20 protein-coding genes, 1 tRNA gene and 1 pseudogene are annotated in these 19,628 nt (G+C 45.7%); 16 read left to right on the top strand and 6 right to left on the bottom strand.

Going from position 1 to position 19,628, the window contains the following annotated elements:
* Positions 1–115: 115 nt before the first annotated feature.
* The 5 genes from uvrA to VST71_08315 are packed head-to-tail and all read left to right on the top strand — an operon-like array spanning position 116 to position 4,918.
* Complete coding sequence (uvrA, locus tag VST71_08335) at positions 116–2,656, top strand: excinuclease ABC subunit UvrA (protein ID MEC4685723.1); 2,541 nt, start codon at positions 116–118, stop codon at positions 2,654–2,656.
* Positions 2,657–2,688: 32 nt separating this feature from the next.
* Entirely contained in the window at positions 2,689–3,717 is a 1,029-nt protein-coding gene (locus VST71_08330) for an FAD:protein FMN transferase (GenBank protein MEC4685722.1), read from the top strand.
* A gap of 16 nt (positions 3,718–3,733) precedes the next feature.
* Positions 3,734–4,207: a NusG domain II-containing protein gene (locus VST71_08325; protein ID MEC4685721.1), complete on the top strand. Its 474-nt coding sequence runs from the start codon at positions 3,734–3,736 to the stop codon at positions 4,205–4,207.
* Positions 4,191–4,739, top strand: a complete 549-nt coding sequence (locus tag VST71_08320) for a Gx transporter family protein (GenBank protein ID MEC4685720.1) — start codon at positions 4,191–4,193, stop codon at positions 4,737–4,739. The genes VST71_08325 and VST71_08320 overlap by 17 nt, the downstream gene beginning before the upstream one ends.
* Complete coding sequence (locus VST71_08315; protein ID MEC4685719.1) at positions 4,736–4,918, top strand: DNA gyrase inhibitor YacG; 183 nt, start codon at positions 4,736–4,738, stop codon at positions 4,916–4,918. The genes VST71_08320 and VST71_08315 overlap by 4 nt, the downstream gene beginning before the upstream one ends.
* Before the next feature lie 72 nt (positions 4,919–4,990).
* Here the strand turns inward: VST71_08315 and VST71_08310 are convergent.
* The 3 genes from VST71_08310 to leuS form a co-directional block, all read right to left on the bottom strand.
* Positions 4,991–5,080: transfer RNA gene (locus tag VST71_08310), tRNA-Ser, on the bottom strand.
* 66 nt (positions 5,081–5,146) lie between these two features.
* Positions 5,147–5,611, bottom strand: a complete 465-nt coding sequence (gene tadA / locus VST71_08305) for a tRNA adenosine(34) deaminase TadA (protein MEC4685718.1) — start codon at positions 5,609–5,611, stop codon at positions 5,147–5,149.
* 16 nt (positions 5,612–5,627) lie between these two features.
* Complete coding sequence (gene leuS / locus VST71_08300) at positions 5,628–8,171, bottom strand: leucine--tRNA ligase (GenBank protein ID MEC4685717.1); 2,544 nt, start codon at positions 8,169–8,171, stop codon at positions 5,628–5,630.
* Between the two features lie 123 nt (positions 8,172–8,294).
* Here leuS and VST71_08295 point away from each other — a divergent pair, with 123 nt between their 5' ends.
* The 7 genes from VST71_08295 to VST71_08265 are packed head-to-tail and all read left to right on the top strand — an operon-like array spanning position 8,295 to position 14,858.
* A complete protein-coding gene (locus tag VST71_08295) occupies positions 8,295–9,083 on the top strand; it encodes a hypothetical protein (protein MEC4685716.1) in 789 nt (262 codons plus the stop codon).
* Positions 9,080–10,429, top strand: coding sequence for a DegQ family serine endoprotease (locus tag VST71_08290; GenBank protein ID MEC4685715.1), 1,350 nt, complete (start codon positions 9,080–9,082; stop codon positions 10,427–10,429). The genes VST71_08295 and VST71_08290 overlap by 4 nt, the downstream gene beginning before the upstream one ends.
* Before the next feature lie 3 nt (positions 10,430–10,432).
* Positions 10,433–10,777, top strand: coding sequence for a Sec-independent protein translocase protein TatB (gene tatB, locus VST71_08285; GenBank protein ID MEC4685714.1), 345 nt, complete (start codon positions 10,433–10,435; stop codon positions 10,775–10,777).
* On the top strand, positions 10,778–11,563 hold the full coding sequence (gene tatC / locus VST71_08280; protein ID MEC4685713.1) for a twin-arginine translocase subunit TatC: 786 nt from the start codon (positions 10,778–10,780) through the stop codon (positions 11,561–11,563).
* Positions 11,550–11,828 carry a hypothetical protein gene (locus VST71_08275; protein ID MEC4685712.1) on the top strand — a complete coding sequence of 93 codons (279 nt, stop codon included), beginning with the start codon at positions 11,550–11,552 and terminating at the stop codon, positions 11,826–11,828. The genes tatC and VST71_08275 overlap by 14 nt, the downstream gene beginning before the upstream one ends.
* 5 nt (positions 11,829–11,833) lie before the next feature.
* A complete protein-coding gene (locus VST71_08270) occupies positions 11,834–13,477 on the top strand; it encodes a HEAT repeat domain-containing protein (protein MEC4685711.1) in 1,644 nt (547 codons plus the stop codon).
* Positions 13,458–14,858 carry an HD-GYP domain-containing protein gene (locus tag VST71_08265; protein MEC4685710.1) on the top strand — a complete coding sequence of 467 codons (1,401 nt, stop codon included), beginning with the start codon at positions 13,458–13,460 and terminating at the stop codon, positions 14,856–14,858. The genes VST71_08270 and VST71_08265 overlap by 20 nt, the downstream gene beginning before the upstream one ends.
* Positions 14,859–14,893: 35 nt before the next feature.
* Here the strand turns inward: VST71_08265 and VST71_08260 are convergent, their stop codons facing one another.
* Together VST71_08260 and VST71_08255 are read right to left on the bottom strand one after the other, a co-directional pair.
* Entirely contained in the window at positions 14,894–15,637 is a 744-nt protein-coding gene (locus VST71_08260) for a CsgG/HfaB family protein (GenBank protein ID MEC4685709.1), read from the bottom strand.
* A 101-nt stretch (positions 15,638–15,738) separates the two neighbouring features.
* Positions 15,739–16,131 (bottom strand): hypothetical protein, encoded by a 393-nt coding sequence (locus VST71_08255; GenBank protein MEC4685708.1) that lies wholly within the window; start codon positions 16,129–16,131, stop codon positions 15,739–15,741.
* Positions 16,132–16,317: 186 nt separating this feature from the next.
* Between VST71_08255 and VST71_08250 the strand changes: the two genes are divergently transcribed.
* Positions 16,318–16,728 (top strand): cbb3-type cytochrome c oxidase subunit I, encoded by a 411-nt coding sequence (locus tag VST71_08250; protein ID MEC4685707.1) that lies wholly within the window; start codon positions 16,318–16,320, stop codon positions 16,726–16,728.
* Positions 16,729–16,753: 25 nt separating this feature from the next.
* On the opposite strand, the gene VST71_08245 is transcribed toward VST71_08250, so the two are convergent.
* The gene (locus VST71_08245; GenBank protein ID MEC4685706.1) at positions 16,754–17,428 is read right to left on the bottom strand and encodes a Crp/Fnr family transcriptional regulator; all 675 of its coding nucleotides are present in this window, start codon (positions 17,426–17,428) and stop codon (positions 16,754–16,756) included.
* 108 nt (positions 17,429–17,536) lie between these two features.
* Between VST71_08245 and VST71_08240 the strand changes: the two genes are divergently transcribed.
* The 3 genes and pseudogenes from VST71_08240 (at position 17,537) to hemW (ending at position 19,544) form a co-directional block, all read left to right on the top strand.
* Positions 17,537–17,953, top strand: coding sequence for a disulfide isomerase DsbC N-terminal domain-containing protein (locus VST71_08240; protein MEC4685705.1), 417 nt, complete (start codon positions 17,537–17,539; stop codon positions 17,951–17,953).
* 12 nt (positions 17,954–17,965) lie between these two features.
* Positions 17,966–18,295, top strand: a pseudogene (locus VST71_08235) (thioredoxin fold domain-containing protein).
* 124 nt (positions 18,296–18,419) lie between these two features.
* Positions 18,420–19,544 carry a radical SAM family heme chaperone HemW gene (hemW, locus tag VST71_08230; GenBank protein MEC4685704.1) on the top strand — a complete coding sequence of 375 codons (1,125 nt, stop codon included), beginning with the start codon at positions 18,420–18,422 and terminating at the stop codon, positions 19,542–19,544.
* Positions 19,545–19,628 lie beyond the last annotated feature (84 nt).

Here is a 19,628-nt window from a genome sequence, read left to right as displayed (position 1 = left end):
TTAAGACTCCCGGATACAAAACTCTTTACTATGTCCAATAACCTTGCAAAATTACGGCCCGCATTGCAACCCGTCCCCTTTTTGAGTTATATTAATTGATTACATGTCCATCACCATGTCACGTATGCAAGATTTTATTGTTATAAAGGGTGCAAGAGAGCATAATCTAAAGAACATAGACCTGAAAATACCGAGAAACAGGATAATTGTTATAACAGGCCCCTCGGGCTCAGGAAAATCTTCCCTTGCCATAGATACAATCTATGCCGAAGGCCAGCGCCGTTATGTCCAGAGCCTTTCATCCTATGCCAGGCAGTTTATCGGCGAACTGCAAAAGCCTGACGTTGATTACATTGAAGGACTCTCTCCCTCTGTGGCGATTGAGCAGAAAACCGTCTCAAGGTCTCCAAGGTCCACCCTCGGAACAATAACTGAAATATACGATTATATGCGGGTGCTGTATACAAGGATCGGAAAACCATACTGCTACAACTGCGGCAGTCCCATCACGGTTCAGGACGCAGAAAACATACTCCTTTCAGTTCTGCAGATGCCGTCAGGAACCAGGCTTCAAATCCTTTCACCAATAGTGAGAGAGCGTAAGGGTGAATACAGGAAGGAGCTTCAGCAGATGAGGCGGGAGGGTTTTGTACGGGCAAGAATTGACGGTGAGATGATTGATCTGACAGGAGATATAGCATTAAAGAAACATAAACGGCACACAATAGAGATGGTTGTTGACAGATTAATAGTTAAGCCGGGAATTGAACGACAACTGAAATCCGCCATTGAAAGCGCCCTGAATTTTTCAGACACGGTGATTATCAACCTCATAGACCGGAACGAGGACATCCTCTTCAGCAGGACCCTTGCATGTATAAAGTGCGGGTTAAGCTATCCGGAAATTACCCCCATGTTCTTCTCATTCAACAGCACCCTCGGGGCCTGTCCACTATGTCACGGCCTCGGATATGAAAACCTCATTGAGGAGACATCAGAGTCTGACGAACTGATACCCTGCAAGGAATGTGGCGGATTAAGGTTAAAGAAGGAGGCACTCGGCATTAAACTCCAGGGCATTAATATTGGAGAATTCTCCAGGCTTCCTGTAAAGAAGGCTCTTGAATTTATAGATAATCTCTCCCTCTCTGAAAGGGAGGGGATAATTGCAGGACGTATAATAAAAGAGGCCAGGGACAGGCTGCATTTTCTCCGTTGGGTGGGGCTTGATTATCTTACCCTGGACAGACCTGCTGCAACACTCTCAGGCGGTGAGGCACAAAGGATCAGGCTGTCCACCCAACTCGGCTCATCTCTTACCGGAGTACTCTATGTACTTGACGAGCCAAGCATCGGACTCCACCCAAGGGATTGCAGGAAGCTCCTCGAGACCCTTTCCGGGATCAGGGATGCTGAAAACACGGTTATAATCGTGGAACATGATGCAGATACAATCATGTGGGCCGATTATGTGGTAGACCTTGGCCCCGGCGGCGGGAGATCAGGCGGATGGATAGTGGCGGAAGGCACACCTCAGGAGATCCAGGAGATGGAATCTTCACCCACAGGACAGTATCTTTCCGGCAGAAAAACCATACCTTTACCTTCTCAGAGGAGGAGACCAAAGGAATGCATAAAGATTACAGGCATTACGGAACACAACCTGAAAGGTCTTAACATAAAGATTCCCCTCGGTGTCTTTGTCTGTTGTACCGGGGTGTCAGGCTCAGGCAAGAGCACGCTTGTCCTCGATATACTTTACAAGGCCCTTTTAAAGGAACTTTACGGCAGCAGGGTCAACCCCGGCAGATTCAGGTCAATAAAGGGTACAGAGAAACTCTCAAGGGTCATATGCGTTGATCAAAAACCCCTGGGCCGTACTCCCAGGTCTAATCCCGCAACATATACGGGTATCTTCACTCATATCCGGGATCTTTTTTCAAGGGTTCAGGATGCACGGGTACGGGGTTACTCTCCCTCAAGGTTCAGTTTTAATGTACAGGGCGGAAGATGTGAGAACTGTAAGGGCGAGGGGTACAAAAAGGTGGAGATGCATTTTCTGCCTGATGTTTATGTCCCTTGCGACGAGTGCAAGGGAATGAGGTATAACCGTGAAACCCTGGCAATCAGGTTTAAGGACAAGAGCATATCCGAAGTCCTCGAAATGACCATTACCGAGGCATATGACTTCTTCTCCAAAATACCTCTGCTGAGAGAAAAACTGCAGGTTCTGGTGGATGTCGGACTCGGATATATCAAACTTGGACAACCCGCAACCACACTCTCCGGGGGAGAGGCTCAGAGGGTGAGACTTGCAAAAGAGCTCAGCAAAAGGTCCCGGGGCGACACCCTTTACATACTTGACGAGCCAACCACAGGCCTGCACTTTGTTGATATAGAGCGTCTCCTTAATGTACTGAACAGCCTGGTGGAAAAGGGAAATACCGTTGTTGTCATTGAACATAACCTCGATGTTATAAAATGCGCTGATTATATAATAGACCTCGGGCCTGAAGGAGGAGAGGACGGGGGCTATCTCGTAGCCGCCGGCACTCCTGAGGATGTATGCCGCAACGAAGGGTCCTATACCGGATTTTTCTTAAAAAAGGTACTGGAAGGAGTGACAGAATTTCAGAGCCGGGGGGTTACGGCTTAAGGTAATCTGAAAACCCGGAAAGGAGTGAAAAGATGAAACGTTTATTATTTCTGGCCCTTAATCTGGCACTTATACTTTCCACTTTCTCCTGTAATTGGAGGAAGGATGAGACATACAGGAAATCAGAGTTCCTTCTGGATACCATAGTTACAATAACCGTGGTATCCGACTCTGAGAAAAAGGCCGGGAATGCCATGGACAAGGCCTTTGCAGAGATAAAGCGCATCGGGAAACTGATCAACTTCTTCTCCCCTGACAGCGAGATATCGGCAATTAACCGCAATGCCGGTATTTCACCTGTAGCACTATCCCCTGATACCTATACACTGCTTGAAAGGGCAACGGAGGTATCAACAGAAACAGGCGGGGCCTTTGACATGACAGTCGGGGTGGTAGTAAACCTCTATGACTTTCATAAAAAAATCCGGCCTTCCGACGCACTGATCAGGGAGAAACTCCCCCTTGTAAACTTCAGGGACTTAATGCTCAACCAGGATAAACAGACCGCATTTCTCAAGAGGAAGGGAATGACCGTTGATGCCGGGGGAATAGCCAAGGGATATGCTGCTGACAGGGCCATAGAGATACTGAAATCAGAGGGGATAAAGGCAGCCCTTGTTGCTGTGGCCGGAGACATCAGGGCATACGGGTTAAAACCCGGTGGAACACCGTGGAGGGTGGGGATAAGAGATCCAAGGGGACAAAGCATGGACGACATAATTGCAACCCTTGAACTCAGGGATATGGCAATATCCACATCCGGGGATTATGAGAGGTTTTTTATCGAAACCGGCAAAAGGTATCACCATCTCATTGACCCCAAGACCGGCTATCCTGCCGGAGGGGTTATGGGTGTAACTATTGTGGGTCCACTCGGAGTATATACTGACTCCCTTGCAACAGCCCTGTTCATATCAGGCATTGATAAAGGTCTTAAAATAGCCGGCACCCTTGGTTATGATGCATTAATGATTGATAAAACGGGTAAAATACATATGACTGATACACTGAAAAACAAAATAACCCTCAAGCCACGAATGGAAACGAATAAAAACAAATGAAGCCAATTGATTATACATGGAATTTAACTCGCAACCCGCAACCCGCAACCCGCAACTTGTTGTACCCCGTAACTCGCAACCCGCAACTATTTGTGAGGCAGGATTGAGTTTATTAAAAGAAACCTTTAAGGAGATCACAATATACGACTGGGCCTTATTCGTTGCACTCATACTACTTTCACTTTCAGGGCTATTCCTTGTCAAAGGGCTTGCCTTATCCGGTAATACAGCAACTATTGAGGTCAATGGAAAACTCATTTACAGGCTCTCCCTTAATGAAGACAAAACTGTTGAGGTTCACGGTCCGGTTGGCGTTACCAGGATCGAGGTAAAAGCGGGAAAGATACGTATAACGGACTCACCCTGCCCGAATAAGCTCTGTATCCGTCAGGGCTGGATAGAGAGGGGGGCAATTATATGTCTTCCCAACAGGGTGGTGGTTACAATCGGGGGGGATACGATGGGAGAGGTCGATGCAATCTCAGGATAGATTAAGGATAGCAATACTTGCAGCATATGCGATCGGACTCCATGGCCTTGAAAGAATGATCCCGGCCCCTGTGCCCTGGTTGAGGTTCGGCTTTGCAAATATCATAACACTGACGGCCCTCATCCTGTACGGCCTCAGGGTAGCCATGACAATAACCCTGATACGCATACTTATAGTCTCTCTCTTTACAGGGAGTTTTTTAGGTCCAGGCTTTGTCCTGAGCCTTGGCGGAGGTGTTGCAAGCACATTAATCATGGGCGGGGCATACTCCCTCTTTTCAGGCATATTCAGCCCCGTGGGAATCGGCCTTATCGGGGCAATGGCACATAACCTTACACAGCTCAGCCTTGCCTATCTGCTCTTCATCCGCCGCATGGAGGCCATACTCTTCGTTGCACCTCTGATACTATTTCTTGGTATAATAACAGGTATGATTAACGGTATGGCCTCCGGACTACTTTTAAAAAAATTAGGTGAAAAAATAACTGTAACTAAATTAAATCCAAAAACAAAAAAGGAAGAAAAGATATGAAAATCAGGTGTCCAATATGCAAAACCATCACCACATGGGAGGAAAATCCATGCAGACCTTTCTGCTCGGAAAGGTGCAAGGTGATTGATCTTGGGACGTGGGCGGCGGAAGAATACAGCATACCGGACAGCAATGCCGGTATGAATGACAATGAAGAACCTCCCCTGGAAACTGCATAGAAAAATATCGCTTATGGATGTCTTCAGGAAGATAACTGAAGAGAGGCTCAGGGCGGCGATGGAACATTTAAATGGCGGAGAGGGGGGGATTCGAACCCCCGGTGGAGTCGCCCCCACAACGGTTTTCGAGACCGCCGCCTTCAACCACTCGGCCACCTCTCCTTGTTAAAAAACAAACAAAGACTTTATTTAAGCCGCAGATTACGCAGATTCACACAGATTTAGCGATCATAACTCCATGGCTCTTTTCCTCTTGCCCCTGAAGAAACTCCTCAAGAGCCCTGCCGACTCCTCTGACAGTACTTCTGAGACTACCTCTGTCTGATGGTTAAGCCTCTTATCCGACAGGATATGATAGAGGCTGTCCACAGCCCCGCCCCTGTCATCCCTGCAGCCGTATACAACCCTGGAGAGCCTCGCGTTTACAATCGCGCCGGCACACATGGGACAGGGCTCTTTTGTGACATAGAGGGTAGCCCCTTCAAGCCTCCAGCTCTCAAGCTTGTCTGCAGCCTCCTTGATTGCAAGGACCTCTGCATGTGCAGTCGGGTCCTGGAGGGCCTCCATCAGGTTATGTGTCCTTGAAAGGATTATACCCCCTTTGACCACCAAGGCACCAACCGGCACCTCATCCAGCTCAAAGGCCTTTCGGGCCTCCTCAAGGGCTAATTGCATATATTCCATGTCTTTCATCCACTAACCACTTGTTTCAGGCAACAACTATATTCACCAGTTTTCCCTTTACCACGATAACCTTCCTGACCGTCCTGCCCTCTATCAGCTTCTTTATCTTCGGCTCACCAAGGGCCATCTCCCTTATCCTTTCATCATCAAGACCCGCAGGCGCCATTGTCTTTGCCCTCACCTTCCCGTTGACCTGGATAACCAGCTCTATCTCCTCTTCCCTTGTCGCATCTTCATCCCACTCAGGCCAATCATGCTCAAGTATGCTCCGCCTCTCACCCATGACCTCCCATAATTCTTCAGCCAGATGAGGAGTGAAGGGGCTCAACATTAAAAGTATATTTTTAATACTGAATCTGAGAACAGCCCAGTCATTGTCAGTCTCAGGGGTAAAGGCGGATACCTCGTTAAAGAGCTCCATCATTGAAGCTATGGCGGTATTGAACTGGAGTCTTTTTTCTATGTCTGTGGTTACTTTTTTGATTGTCTGATGGGTCTTACGGAATAGTTGCGAGTTGCGGGTTGCGGGTTGCAGGTTGTTATGTATAAGGCTAACTTCCTGGCTCTTTGCAGCCTTTATTTTTTTTGCATCCCTGCTTACAAGTGTCCAGATTCTGCCTAAAAACCTGTAGGCTCCCTCTATCCCCTTATCCGACCATTCCAGGTCCTTGTCCGGTGGGGCGGCAAAGAGGATAAAGAGCCTTGACGTATCAGAGCCGTATCTTTTTATAAGGTAATCCGGATCAACTACATTCTTCTTTGACTTTGACATCTTCTCCACCCTGCCCCGCTCAATCCGCAGTCCGCACTTTATACACCTGCCGTCATTGACCTCATGGGGAAAGAGCCATCCATGCTCAGGGCACTTGAGGGTCTCCTTGCAAACCATCCCCTGGGTCAAAAGATTAGTGAAAGGCTCGTTAACCGCGACTATGCCCGAATCCCTTAAAACCCTTGTGAAAAACCGCGAATACAGAAGGTGCAGCACGGCATGCTCCACCCCGCCGATATACTGGTCAACAGGCATCCAGTAGGCTATATTTTCCTTATTTAGGGGTTCTTCGTCCTTTCCTGAGCAATATCTCAGGAAATACCAGGATGAATCAACAAATGTATCCATGGTGTCGGTTTCCCGCCGGGCAGTTGCGCCGCAGGCAGGGCATTCCGTCCTGATAAAATCCTCTGAGGCCTGCAGCGGAGAAGTCCCTGTAGCCGTCAACTTCACATCCTCGGGCAGCACTACCGGCAGGTCCTCTTCCGGCATAGGGACTGTACCGCATTTATCACAGTAAATAATCGGTATCGGCGTCCCCCAGTATCTCTGCCTTGACACCCCCCAGTCCCGCAGACGGTAATTAACAACCCTCCTGCCCAGGCCTTTTTCCTCAATGTATCCTGAAATCTCCTTTATGGCATCCTTGCTCTTCATACCCGAAAACTGTCCTGAATTTATGAGGATTCCTTCACCCTCGTATGCCTGCTGTATGGGCTCTTCAAGCTCCCCATTCCGAGGGACAATAACCACCCTGACCGGAAGCCCGTATTGCTGTGCAAATTCAAAATCCCGCTGATCATGGGCCGGTACTGACATTATGGCGCCTGTGCCATACTCTGTCAGGACAAAGTTGGCAATATAGATGGGAATCCTTTCGCCGTTTACGGGGTTGATGGCATGTTGGCCTGTAAAAAGACCATGTTTTTCCTCCATCACCCCATATTTTGACCTTATAAAATCAAGTCCGGCCCGGTCTCTCACAAGTGACACCGCAAGGGGATGCGTAGGTGCGAGACAGAGAAAGGTAGCGCCCCAGAGGGTATCAGGTCTCGTGGTGTATATTTTTATAGCGCCCTCCCCTTCAGCGAGGGGAAAGTCCATCTCAACCCCCTCGCTCCTGCCTATCCAGTTGCGCTGCATTGCCAGGACATGTTCAGGCCATCCATCAACGAGCTCATCACAGCCCTCAAGCAGCTCTTCTGCATATGCGGTAATTTTAAGAAACCACTGCTCCAGTTCTTTCTGAACCACCTCACTGTCACACCTCCAGCACCTGTCATCAATAACCTGCTCATTTGCAAGCACCGTCACACAGGAAGGACACCAGTTAACAAAGGACGCCTTTCTGTAGGCAAGCCCCCTTTCAAACATCTTCAGGAAAAACCACTGGTTCCACTTATAATATTCAGGGCTGCAGGTGGTCAGCTCCCGAGACCAGTCATAGCTGAATCCCATCCGCTTAAGCTGGGTCTTCATGTACTCTATATTTTCATACGTCCATTTTGCAGGGTGAAGACCGTGGGTTATGGCGGCATTTTCCGCGGGCAGGCCAAAGGCATCCCATCCCATCGGATGCAGCACATTAAATCCCTTCATCCTCTTGTATCTTGCAATGACATCACCTATTGCGTAATTTCGCACATGCCCCATATGAATCCTGCCCGATGGATACGGGAACATCTCGAGACAGTAAAACTTCTCTTTCTTCTCATCAACAACGGAGTTGAAAATGCCTCTTTCCTCCCAGTAGGCCTGCCACTTGAGTTCTACCTTCCCAGGTTCATATTTCTCCAACTTTATCCTCCCTGACGTTAATATCAAAAATGCAATGTTTATAATATCATAACTGCCCGAAATACGAGAACAGGATATGGCCCTTTCGTTGACACAGTATCCGGGTTTCTGCTATTTTTAGTAATGAAGAAGATAACCCTCCTGATCATCCTTCTCCTGGCCCTGACGGATGTCGACTCTTCAGCCGCCTTTGATACAAAAGGGTTTCAACCTGTACAACCCTACGGCACCTTCTCAACCCTGAGTGCCTATACAATTGAAAAAGACAAGCCCGGCATCATGTTCTCCCTCGAGCGGTCAATCGAGCCCAACTTTTACAGATTATTCATAAACGCATCATATGGATTGACAGACAAGATCGAAATACTGACAAGCATCCCCTTTATCTTCAACTATCGAGGCACAGGGGGTATCGGTGATACGAGCATAGGTTACAAATACAATATCTTATCCGAGAAACGCCTTGGTCCGTCTATCTCCTATTTAGTAGGATTTTCGATCCCGGGTAAAGAGACTTTTTCTACGCTTGGCCATGTTGGTGGAGCCCTGCTTATAAGCAAGCGTGTGGGGCCATTCCGGGGACATGGAAATCTCTTTTACTTCAAGTCTACCAGTTCCTCCATGGAAGACGAGGTGGAACTGAGACTCGGTCTTGACCTTGCAGCTGCCCATAGCTTTAACATATTAAGTGAACTAATCGTTAAAAAGAGTCATTTCTCTGAACACATAGACTTGGTGGAAGGCAAGATGGGTTACAGGGTCAAGATTGCCTCAAATTCTTATGCGGCTCTGGGGGTTGGTTATGATTTCAAAAACAGGACCCCTGAACTCAGGATATTCCTGACACTAAGCCTTTTTCCACTGGATCAGGTAAAGGTGAAACGGATCTATTACGAAGAGGAAAAAACATGAAAAAAAGACTTTCCCTTGCTGTAACAGCAATAATCTTGATGATGTTCAGCCTCGCCTCTGCCTCACCTGTCCCTGAAACATTCTCGGGTATCGTCAAATTAAGGGCAAAGAGTGTAGTAAACATCAGTACCACGCAGATAATCAAGGAAAAAACAAAGCCCTTTCCCTTCCTGCCCGGAACCCCTTATCGTGATGAGGAAAAGAAATTAAGGAGACAGTCCCTTGGTTCAGGCTTTATTATTGATGAAGAGGGCTATATACTGACCAATAACCATGTCATAGACAAGGCAGAGGATATAAGGGTAAGACTCTGGGATGAGACCGAATACAAGGCAACCGTTGTGGGAAGGGACCAGAAGACTGATATAGCCCTTATCAAGGTGGAGGCTGACAGACCTCTTCCGGTTGCCCCGTTAGGGGATTCAGACGCCCTTGAGGTGGGCGACTGGATTATTGCCATAGGAAACCCCTTTGGCCTCGGGCACACAGTAACTGCAGGCATTGTGAGTGCCAAGGGCAGGGTATTAGGCTCCGGGCCCTACGATGATTTCATCCAGACGGATGCAGCCATAAACCCCGGTAACTCGGGAGGCCCCCTCTTTAATCTCAACGCCGAGGTTGTAGGTATCAGCAGTGCTATATTCTCCACGTCAGGGGGCAACATAGGGATCGGCTTCGCAATTCCGATTAACCTTGCAAAAGATATCCTGTTTTCCCTCAAAGAAAAGGGATTTGTTGAAAGGGGCTGGCTTGGTGTTACCGTTCAGAAGGTTACGCCGGAGATCGCCGAGAGTTTTGGACTCAGGGACAGACACGGGGCTCTGGTAACCGATGTTACAAAAGATTCACCTGCTGACAGGGCAGGAATACAGCGAGGTGACATCATAGTCGGGTATAATGGTAAAAAGATAGAAGACATGCACGAGCTTCCAAGACTTGTTGCTTCAACTCCCGTTGGAACTAGTGTCAATTTGAAAATCTTCCGGGAAGGCAAGGAACTCGATCTAAATGTTATTATTGAGAAGCTGGGCAAGGGTATTGAAACCCCGGAACTTGTTATTGAGAAGATACTTGGGTTAAGGACTAAAACCATGCATCCTGCTATTGCAGAACAGTTGGGAATCAGGGACGGCGGTGCTGTACTCATCCTTGGTGTTATTGACAACAGCCCGGCTGAAAGACAGAATATTCAGAAAGGTGATGTTATATTAGAGGTCAATCGCAAGAGGGTTACATCAACAGAGGAGATGGCCTCTGTGATCAAGGAACTTGACAAGGGAGACACCGTCCTGTTGCTTGTGAAGAGGAACAGAGGATATGTATACGTGAGTATAAGGCTGGAGTAAGATATGTTTGATTTAGGAATGCAGGAACTTATAGTCATTTTTGCAGTTGTCCTGATCGTCTTTGGACCGCAAAAGCTGCCCGAACTTGCCCGTTCACTCGGCAAAGGTGTGGCTGAGCTAAAAAAGGCCATTAACGGAATTAAAGATCAGATAGACACAGAGGTGAAAGAGGTCCAGGATCCCCTCCGTGAAGGACTGTCGGATACATTTCAAAGAGTAGATATCTCAGGGAAAACAGCAAAAGAAAAGAAAGACGACCACTCACCTTTAGCAGAAAAAACAGATGATAAAGCAGATACAGGAACTTCAGGAGATGCGGGGGAAGAAGCGGGGAGGAAAGCGGAGTAGATGGCTGAGGAAAAACTCCCCTTTACAGAGCATCTCACTGAATTAAGACAGCGGCTGATAAAATCCTTTGTTGCCGTACTGATTGGTTTTGGCTTATCCTTTAACTTTTCGGAGCAACTATTCAGACTCCTGACACTTCCTCTAAGGTCAGATCTGCATTTAAAGACTACTTCACCTTACATAGAGTTCATAACTAAAGATTCACCTATTCAAAAACTTGTTTTTCTCGCACCGGCAGAGGCATTCTGGATGAATATAAAGGTGGCCATGGTTGCCGGTATCGTACTTGCGTTACCGGTAGCCCTGTATCAACTGTGGAAGTTTATCGTCCCGGGACTCATGCCTTCAGAAAAGAAGTATGTTGGACCCTTTGTAGTGGCCGGAACAATGCTGTTTCTTATAGGAGCCCTCTTCTGCTTCACTATTATCCTGCCCTTTGCCATGGGGTTTCTCCTGACTTACAAGACGGCATCCCTGACACCAATGATTTCCGTGGGCAGCTATGTTGATTTCTGTCTGAAATTCCTCCTTTCCTTTGGTGCTGTATTTGAGCTGCCGATAGTAATTCTGTTTCTCACAAGGGCTGGCGTAGTAACACCAAAGACACTCGCAAAAAACAGAAAATATGCCGTTCTTCTGGCTTTTGTCCTTGCAGCCGTCTTGACACCCACACCGGATGCCTTTAACCAGACCCTTATGGCTGTTCCTATTATTCTTCTTTATGAAACCGGTATAATAATCTCAAAAATCTTCTCGAAAAAGAAGGCTCCAGATGAAGGGAATTAGAGGAAAAAGCATAAAGGCCATTTCATGGGATATAGCTGAAGGCTATGCCACTGTGAATCCTATCTTTCTCAAACCCCTTGAGATGGAACTGATAAAAGAACTCTACCAGGAAATTCAGCATATACAGACAGAGATACGGGGAGAAAAGTTTCCCTTTAACGATATTCAGGCAATAAGGAAGAGAAATATGAGGCTTCAGCGGCTAAACAGCGCCCAAGTAATCATAAGAAATTATCTTAAAGAGCGCAAACAGCTATTCATATAATAATCATGACCCTCTCACAGGACGTAAAAGATACTATTCAGGAACTCATCAAGGCAAAAAAAAATCTCAGAATCTATCCGGAAAATAATCCCGTCTATGCCAGGACAATTAATAACATATACTCAAGGATGACCACAATTCTTGATTCTTCCGGCTCTCTATCCCTCAAAATCAAACAGCACGATATATTCCTTGAGGGCGAGGCTGTATATCACAGCGATGAAAAAGAAGAAAATCTCGCACTCTTCTTTTTCAAGGATGGCATACGGGAGCTGACCTTTAAAAGAGGACTTCCGAAAAACGAAATGGAAGACTTTTTAAGGATACTTTCCGTAGACTTTGAAAGGGAGGTCCTTGACGATGATATAGTAACCCTTATGTGGGAAAAAGATTTCCAGTTCATACATTATATTGTTGATGATTCAATTCTTTTAGAAGATGAAACCTATGAAGAAAGGGCTGTTGAGAAAGCCAAAAAAGCCTCTAATAATAACGAAGGTATCCTAAATGCCTATGAAGATGCGTTTGGCCTTGAAAAGGAATCGGTTTTAAATGTAGTCCCCATTACCGATGAAGATCTGGGGACTATTATCCTGGAAATAGAGAACGACCCACCTGACAAGAGCATAACCATGATACATCTGCTCTTTGAGATGTTGTCTTATGCAGAAGGTATGGGGGAATATAAGGAATTGACAGGCTTTATAAGCTCTACACTGGAGTTTGCAATAAACCTTGGAAATCTGGAGGCAGCAGTTTATACATTAAAGAAAATAGAGCATAGCGCCGCAGAGGATATTTATGGTAAAGATGCTGATGTCTGCCTGAAAGAGCTGAAAAACTTTATCAATTCAGCAAAATTCGTCAAACTTCTTGGAGAGATACTCGACGAAGGGGTAGAGTTCAATGAAGAACTCCTGCATGAATTTGCCTCTCTGCTGGACAAAAGGGCAATTCCTTCATTTATCCATATCCTGGGAGAACTAAGAAATGCCCCGGCACGCAAGGCTATCATAATCATACTGTCGGAACTCGGCAAAAAAGATATACCCTCCATTGCAAAAGGCCTTCACGACAGGAGATGGTATGTAGTGAGAAATATTATATGTATTCTAAGACAGATTGGTGACACATCAGCTGTAGAGTATCTCTCACGTGCTGTCAGACACCCAGACAGGAGGGTGAAGAAAGAGGCGATACGTACCCTTGGTGTAATGGGTACAGGAAGCGTCTTGCCGGTACTAAAGGATTGCCTGTCTGATACTGACGAATTGGTAAGGCTTGCCGCTGTCAGGGCAATAGGACTTATAGGAACACCTGTATCCAAAAAAATAATTCTTGACAGGATAACTGACAAGAGTTTCAGGGATAAAAATTATAACGAAAAGAAGGAATTCTATGAAGTCCTTGCCAAATGGAAAGACAGTGATGTCATTAGCTTGCTAATCAGGAGCCTTAAGAGAAAAACCCTCTTTAAACGGGCAAAAAATACCGAGATAAGGGCAGCGGCAGCACACGGCCTTGGTATCATTGGCACGGAAGAGTCGTTGGATATCCTTATGAAGTTGCGGAACTCGAAAAACAAACTTCTGCGGGAAAACATCCAGACCGCTATTAAGAGGATAACGGATGAAAAAAAGAGAAGTTGATCTCAGGACAGCAGGGAAGAACATAATAAATCAGCTTGGCGTTGTACTGAGGACCGGTCATTTACACGATATCGATAATGTTGCCGTAATAGATGCCATAGTAAAGTTTCTGAACCTTCTAACCCCTCTGACAGAGGCGGAAGGTAGTTTAAGGATTGATATTATTGGTGAGTTCTTCTATATAAATGATTCCCGTGTAAGGTATCCACTTGAGTATATGCTGAATTTTGACTACCTCTTGCGGGAGTTTCAAAAAAGAGAACTGGGGACGGTAATCTTTGAATCACAACTTCGCATTGATGACCTCAAGGCTTTTCTGAAGGTCTTTATAAATGCTACATATTCCAGCACCCCCTATGAGGCTATGGAGACTTCTCTTGAAAGCATCCAGAATATTAGAATTGACAAGTTGAAAAAGATAAAGGAAGATGGCGATATAGACCAGAGAAGGATTGTCAAGAAGACCTATTTTAATGCCGTATCCTTTACAGAGGGTGTCATGAACAAGCTGAAGGCCGGAGAGAAGGTAAATATGAAAGTGGCAAAGAGGGTCGTGGAATCAATGGTCGACCTTATACTCTCAGAGGAACAGCTTCTTATCGGAATGACTGCTATAAAAGACTACGATGAATACACCTATCACCACTCAGTCAATGTCAGTGTTCTTTCAATCGCCATAGGCCAGAAGATCGGACTTAGCCGCAAGGCCCTTACAGAGTTGGGACTTGTTGCCCTTTTCCATGATATCGGCAAGATGGAAATTCCGAAAGAAATTTTAAACAAGCCAACTGCCTTTACTGAAGAGGAATGGCGGGTAATCAAACGTCATCCTTACTGGGGGGCCAGGACAATACTAAAACTCAAAGGAATCGACAGGACCTCTATTCGAAGTGCGGTGGTTGCCTTTGAACATCATTTAAACTATGACTATTCCGGCTATCCAAAGGTACGCTACCCCATCAGACTCGATTTTTATTCAAGGGTTCTCACCATAGCAGACCAGTATGATGCAATGACCTCTTCAAGGGTTTATGCCAGGGTGCCTCTTGCCCCGGACAGGGCCCTCAGTATAATGATGGAACGCGCAGGCACTCAACTTGACCCGATACTCTCAAAATTCTTTGTTAATATGGTCGGGGTCTATCCTGTTGGCTCACTGGTACTCCTTGATACACGAGAGATGGGACTCGTCTATGAATGTAATCCCCTCTTTGCCGACAGGCCAAGGGTGATGATTATTGTGGACAGTGCAGGCAAAAAAACGGCTGGCTTTATCACGGACCTTACGGAAAAAGACCCCGCAGGCGAATACCTCAAGAGCATCGTCAAGACCCTCGATCCCAACAAATACAGGATAAACCTTGCAGAATACCTGTTGTAGGATAAACAATCCCAGGATCCTGTAATTCTTCCGGCTTAATATCTGTAATAGCTCTCAGGTGTATGGGATGAGATGAAATTCACGGCCTTGTCTATCATCACCCTTACGGCCTTCTCCATCGGTGTATTCTTATACACGCTCAGCCCTGCCCCAAGGATTCCAACACCACCCCAGCCAAATCCGAGCCCCCCGACCCTGAAAGAAGACGCCTTTCCATCTACAGTTGTAGTGTTTATAATCCTTCTTGTTCTCACATCGATAATCCTGAGGTCCATGGAGATATAAGCATCGTCTTTGCCAAACCTGATACCCCCCAAAACACCGGGCAACAGCCCCCCGGCGCCGATACCCATCCCGCCGGCCTTTGGTTCAAAAGCTGTTATGGAACCAAGCACTATAATATCAGCTGATTCCCACCCTCCGGCCCGGGGAGCCCCGCTCTCTTTTACATACCCGCTCTGAGCAAGGTCAATCTCTTCTTTTATCTCCTTGAGTTCTTCCCTGCCCCCCAGAACCACAAACCGGTTTGTCCTGAAAAGTCCGCTGATGAGCATATCTCTCAAACCATCACCGATTGCGCCTGCACACTTCGCAGCCTTACACTTTATGCGTGCAACCGTTATCCTCGCCTTCGGGCCGTTATAAGTCCGGGCCTGCTGAACAGTCGGAGCAGTCGGTTGCTGTTGAACCTCTGCCGTTGTTGATGCACAAGAAGAGATGAAAAGTGCAAGCACAACAAGCATGGCAAGATAAAGGACTCTCTTTATTCCTGTACTCATATATAACCTCCCCGTTGAAATTTATACGAAAAATACAACTGAATTGAGCAACTTATGATATACAGACCTGTTTATTGTCCCCTCTTGAAAGGCTCCTGAATCTACCAGGGGCTTGCAAGTTCATCGGCAGTAATGGTTCTGATTATTAAACCTCTCTTCATAATGGGTTTCTTTTCTTGCTCAATCAGAAGGGCTTTTATTTTATGCAGGTAGAGGCTCTTCAAGCCGGAGATATCATCTTCATACACAAGCCTGACACCCGCTGTTTGTCCATACTTATCAACTATAATATCAATCCTCCGGAGGTTCCTTATCCTGTTCTGTCCAATGTCCGTGAATACTATCTTTCCATCTGTTATATTGGGAAGTCTGAGATTATCGGCAATTATTATGGTAACCCTCCTGGCGTTTATCCGCTTCTCGTTGAAGACCATTCCATATGCAGTTGCGCACAATAAAAACGGCAAAACCAACGCTGCAACAAGTCTTTTCATCCGGTCACCCTGGATATACGTCACTAAGTGATAATAATATGATATAACTTACAATACGAAAAATCAATCACTTATGACATGAATCATGGAAAGAATCCTCAGGTTATATTAAAGTATAAGTACAAAGGCTTAAAATAACCACAAGATCAGAAAAAAACAGATAGTCCCGCTGCAAAGGAGGTCATTATGGACAGATTTGTAACAAACTTTATAGTCATGAGCCTGGTATATCTTGCCGTTGCATCCGTTTTAGGCATTTTAATGATTGTAAACCCTGATTTCCTTACCCTCAGGTTTGTTCACTCCCACTTCATGCTGCTTGGCTGGGTATCCATGATGATCTATGGGGTGGGATACCATATTCTGCCAAGATTCTCGGGAAGGCTTTTAAAGAGCAAGGCAATGGCTGAGGTGCAATTCTGGCTGGCAAACATAGGACTTATCGGCCTTGCAATCTCTTATACGCTGGGAACATACTATTCAGATGCCGGCATTTACAGGACCCTCACTCTCCTTAGCGGTTTGATCGAGGTTTTTTCAATCTTTCTGTTCTTCTACAACATGCTTGCAACACTGCTTGCAAAGGAAAAGGGTTAGCAACAGCGGTAAACTTTAATAATTCCTAAGACCCTAAGGCGCTCAGTCCCTTGGGGTCTGTTATTAAAACCCTGCCATCCACTTCCCTGATTAACCCTGCTTTCCTGAACCTGGTCATTGTCCTTATAGCAGTCTCAACTGTTGTGCCGACCATATCAGCAATATCCTGTCTGGAAAGCCGCATATCGATAAGGATACCTTCATCTGTCTCTCTGCCCAGGTTTTCAGCCAGTTTCAGGAGTAACGAGACTATCCTTGCCTCAACACGCTCAAGGGCAATATTTTTAAGGGTTTCATGGGCTCCTCTCATCCTGTCGCCAAGGTTCATGGTCATGCAATACATCAGGGATGGAAATCTGTCCAGTATTCTCAGGAGGTCCTTCCTTGAGACCTTTAAAAGTTCGGTCTTCTCCATTGCCACTGCATTTGCGGGATAGGGAAATCCCCTCATAACGGCAACACCGCCAAAGAAATCAAAGGGCGATATAATCTCTATAATTATCTCCTTGCCGTCCTGAGACAACTTGGTTATCTTGACCTTTCCCTTCATCACAAAGTAAAGATAGTCCGGGGGGTCACCCTCTGCAAAAATGACCTCTTTCCTTGAAAACGAAGACGGCCTCAGGTAAGGCTCGATCTCCTTTAGCTCCTCTTCTTCAAGGTCTTTAAATAATCCTATCTTTCGTATGTCAGTGACCATAATATATAAATGATATAGAAAGTGCCTTAGAAATTACAATATCAACATGTTCATATTTTTTTCATAATGTGTTACTATAATAATTAAAAATCTGGAACGGAGGTCTGTATGACTAAATTTTTTATCCTGTTGTCCTCGTTGATGCTTCTGATGTTCATCAGTGTTACCACACCCTCCCTTGCGGCATCCGGCAAATGTAATATCTCCAAAGAAGAGGCCTACGAGGTTCTGAAAGGTTTTGACCCGAAAGCAAAAGTGGTTGGTGTTCAACAATCACCAGTTGAAGGACTTTGTGAAGTCAGCCTCAACGTCGGAGACAAAAAGGTCCTTGTTTACATGGACTCCTCAAGGAAAAATCTGGTACTGGGGTCAATTGTTGATGTAAAGACAAAGGTCAACCTGACACAGCAGAGAATGACTGATATGAACAGGATTGATACTTCTCAGATACCTCTCGATGATGCCTTGCTATTGGGTAAAGCAGATGCAAAGTATAAAGTTATAGTCTTTGATGACCCCGACTGACCTTACTGTGCAAAACTTCATCAGGAGATGAAGAAAATCGTAAAAGAAAGAACCGACATAGCCTTTTATCTGAAAATGTATCCACTGACAAGCATTCATCCTGATGCTTATAACAAGTCAAAGAGCATAGTGTGCGAGAAATCGATCAAGCTACTTGAAGATGCCTATGAAAAGAAGACCATTCCTGCACCCACGTGCACAACAGATGCTATTGACAAGAATATAGAGCTTGCTAAAAAACTCGGTATAAGGGGAACACCTGCCATCATCCTTCCTGACGGCAGGCTGCTGAGTGGCAACCAAAAAGCTGAAGACTTGATCAAGCTTATAGAAGGCAAATAACTTTTAAATTTGATGTTTAAAAAAATACGGCAGGGCATCCCTACACGTATAACCTTGGGATGCCCTGCCGTCTTACTATTGCAATACTACTCTATTTCAACCTTGCTTAGGCTATAATAAATATATGTCCGCTGCAATCTATATTCATATCCCCTTCTGTATAAAAAAGTGCAATTACTGTGATTTTTACTCTATTCCTTTTAATGAACCCATTAAAGATCGCTACTTGAAGGCATTAATGAAAGAAATAGAAATGACCCCGTTTGCCGGTAAGGTAGAGACCATCTATATTGGCGGGGGAACTCCTTCGTTGCTTTCACCTTCAGAGGTAGAGGCAATTATAAATAAGCTTGAACAAAAATTCCATATTTCCCATGGTGCCGAGATAACACTCGAGGTTAATCCCGGAACAATTAATCTCCACAAGGTCAGAGCCCTGAGCAATACAGGCATCAACAGATTAAGCATAGGCATACAATCCCTGAACCCCGATGAGCTTAACGTCCTTGGAAGAGTACATGATGAGGCTGACTCACGGAATACAATGGAATGGACCAGCAGGTATTTTGATAATTTCTCCGTTGACATCATATATGGCATACCCGGACAGGACCCTGAAGGATTGAGAGATACTTTAAAGCAGGTGCTCAGCTACAACCCGCCTCATATTTCAGCCTATGAATTGTCTGTTGAAAGAGGCACTCCACTTTCATGCATGTTATCTGAAGGAAAGGTAATACTTCCGGCTGATGATGACAAAATTGCGATGTACGAACTTACAGCAGACCTGCTTGCAGAAAAAGGTTATTTACATTATGAAATATCCAATTATTCCCTGAAAGGCTTTCATTGCAGACATAATATGAACTATTGGATGCGGGGAGAGTATCTGGGATTCGGCGTCTCAGCCCATGCACTTGTTCAGGAGACCAGACTGCGCAACACTGCTGACATTTCGGATTATATCCGGCTTATGGAAGAAAAAGGCAGGGCAGCAGTGGAAGAGATAGCACTGACAGACCTCGACAGGATCAACGAGGAAATATTTTTAAAGCTCAGGACAGACAGGGGATTTAACACCGATACAATATCAACTTCCACTGGACTACTCCATCACCTTGAACAGGAAGGCCTTATCCTGAAGAAAAACGGCTGGATCCGTCTGACTGAAAGGGGGATGCTCCTTTCAAACAGGGTGATTGTCGAGATATTAGACTCTATTGAGAAGACCACTGATATATCAACCTGAAACCGGCCTGCAAGTCAACTGCCGATCGTCTGTTTGACATTTATTATTTGTATTAACTATACTTTATTCATAATAACAACCTGA

The sequence above is a fragment of the Nitrospirota bacterium genome (assembly GCA_035873375.1).
Lineage (GTDB): Bacteria > Nitrospirota > Thermodesulfovibrionia > Thermodesulfovibrionales > JdFR-85 > BMS3Bbin07.
This window is presented reverse-complemented; position numbering and strand designations above follow the sequence as displayed.